Source organism: Tunicatimonas sp., from assembly GCF_049647865.1.
Classification (GTDB): domain Bacteria; phylum Bacteroidota; class Bacteroidia; order Cytophagales; family Cyclobacteriaceae; genus Tunicatimonas.
The window spans coordinates 1-2,588 of sequence record NZ_JBARYM010000382.1; the positions used below are offsets into that span (position 1 = coordinate 1).

The following is a 2,588-nucleotide window of genomic DNA, read 5'->3' on the forward strand; positions in this document are numbered from 1 at the left end:
CATTTAATTTTTACGTAAGTAGAGGTAGTTTTGTAAGTGTAGAAAATGATAGTAGCGAACAAGTCATTCAAAAATTTTCGTTCAAAAATCCTGAAGACTACGGAGCCATCAGCGGAACTATAACTACCGACTATCCTAGCTATTTTGTTCAACTACTTAATCAGCAGTTCGAGTTAGTTCGAGAAGTTAAAAACGCTCAAGAATTTTCCTTCGAGTTAGTGCCACCCGGCAAATACCAGATTCGAATTCTGGTAGATGAGAATGAAAATGGAAAGTGGGAAGCGGGTAGTATTCTTACTCAAGAAGAACCTGAACCTATTTACTTCTATACGGAAGAAGAGATCATTGACCTTCGGGCTAACTGGGAGCGTAGTGATCTTAGTATTACCATTGGGGAGTTATCCACATTATCGAGTGAATAACCTGTGGAAAAACTAACAATAACTTGTTAATAAACAGTGGGTTATTCACTCCTCGCCCTTAGTTTCACAGTTTCAGCAGGTTATTCACTCCTCAATGTAAGTTATACACAATGTTATGCACTTTCAATGTTATCCATATAGTTATCAACATATTAGTTAACAAATTAATAATTTAGATATAAGTGTCTGTGAATCAGTTTGTTAGTTGTGGATAAGTGTGTTAGTAATTTGTAGATAATTATCGGAGTTATTCACATTGGCCGATAATTGACCAAATTTTTAGAAGTTATCCACAAATTCACAGCGTAATAATTAATAGTAATTTCGAAGAAAAATAATTAATTAATAATATAGTATGTTAGTTCGTAAGTTATCCACCATCAAACCACAAACCATGATTCGAACCATAACCTGGGTTATTATTTTACTAACAAGCACTAACATGCTTGTCTACGGGCAGAATACGCAGCAAATAGAGTTAGCCCAGCAGTATGATGATAAAGGCGAAATAGAAAAAGCGAAAACGCTCTACGATGAGCTGGTAGGAAAAAAGAAAAACATTCCCATCATTCATGATCGCTACTTCCGGTTATTAATCAATAATGGGTATCTGGGTGAAGCTGAGAAATATCTCGCCAAAGCATTGCGTCATTATCCCACAAATATTTTGTATCAGCTTGATGCGGGTATTGTGCATCTGCGGCAGGGAGAAGATGCTGAAGCGGAAAAATACTTCACGCAGGTATTTGAAGAAGCAAAATCAGATACTTACAAAGTACGAATTGTCGCGGTTCATTTGATCAAACACGAGTTGATAGAACGAGCGGTAAGTATTTATATGGCGGGGAGGCAAACTAGTGGCGATCCTAGCCTATACGCATTAGAGTTAGCCAACGTATACCGGCGGCTGAATAAAACCGATCAGATGGTATTAGAATACCTCAGTTACGCTAACGAAGATCCGTCACGAACAAGCTACGTTAAAAATGTGCTACAGAACATACTTACGGAAGATGAGGATTTGGACAGTATGGCTAACCTGCTGCTAGATCGCATTCAAAAGGACGCTGACAATCCGTTGTATAGTGAACTGCTCATCTGGATCAACTTACAACAGAAAAACTTCTACGGGGCGTTTATGCAAGCCCGAGCGGTAGACCGTCGCCAGCGTACTGATGGTGACGAAGTAATGAAGGTCGCCCAGATCGCCTTGGAAAATCAGGATTACGATAACGCGCTCAAAATGTACGATCACGTGATAGAACGTCATCCGCGAACATCCAACTACGTTTCAGCTCGTCGCTATAAAATCAAAGCGCGGGAAGAATTAGTGAAAAACCAGTTTCCGGTGCAGCAAGAAGAGATTGTCCGGTTAATTCAGGATTATCAGAATTTCATAAACGAAAGCAAAAATTCCCCTATCGGTCCTAGTGCCGCAACCTTAGAAGCCATGCGAAGCCAGGCGTTGCTTTACGCGTTTTACATGGATGAAAAAGACCGAGCCATTGTTATTCTTCAAGAGGTTACTAGCAAACCCAAGTCGAGTCGGGAAATTAAAGCCCAGAGTAAGTTGGATATGGGTGATATTTACGTACTGATGAATCAATCGTGGGAATCTACATTACTTTATTCCCAAGTAGAAAAGGCGCACAAGGAAGAACCGGTTGGCTACGAAGCCAAATTACGTAACGCTAAACTATCATATTACAAGGGCGACTTTCAGTTGGCTCAAGATCATTTGGACGTGTTGAAGGAAGCTACCACCCGCGAGATTGCTAACGATGCTATGTCGCTTAGCTTACTGATTCAGAATAATACTGTCCTAGATACTTCCGGTGCCGCTATGCAGGCCTACGCGGATGCCGAGCTCCTTTTGTTTCAGAACCGACAGCAAGAAGCTTTGACCAAACTGGACAGTATGTTGAGTACTTACCAAAGTCATCCGCTCGAGGATGAAATACATTGGCTAGTTGCCAAAGTACAGTTACAGTTAGGTAATTTTGAGCAGTCACTGAGTCGTCTAGAAAAGATATCTGAATCATACAGCCAAGATATTCTAGGCGACGATGCTTTGTTTATGACCGGGCGCATTTATGAAGAGCAACTGGAAGATAAAGAAAAAGCGATGGAACTTTACACTCAGTTCCTTCGAGAATATCCAGGAAG

Annotated in this window: 1 protein-coding gene and 1 pseudogene; both read left to right on the forward strand. The window is 40.6% G+C overall.

The window, feature by feature from the left end:
- A pseudogene (locus WBA23_RS11435) lies at positions 1-422 on the forward strand (hypothetical protein); the annotation flags it as partial.
- Positions 423-816: 394 nt separating this feature from the next.
- A partial coding sequence (locus WBA23_RS11440; protein ID WP_424582412.1) for a tetratricopeptide repeat protein occupies positions 817-2,588 on the forward strand: 1,772 nt, incomplete at its 3' end.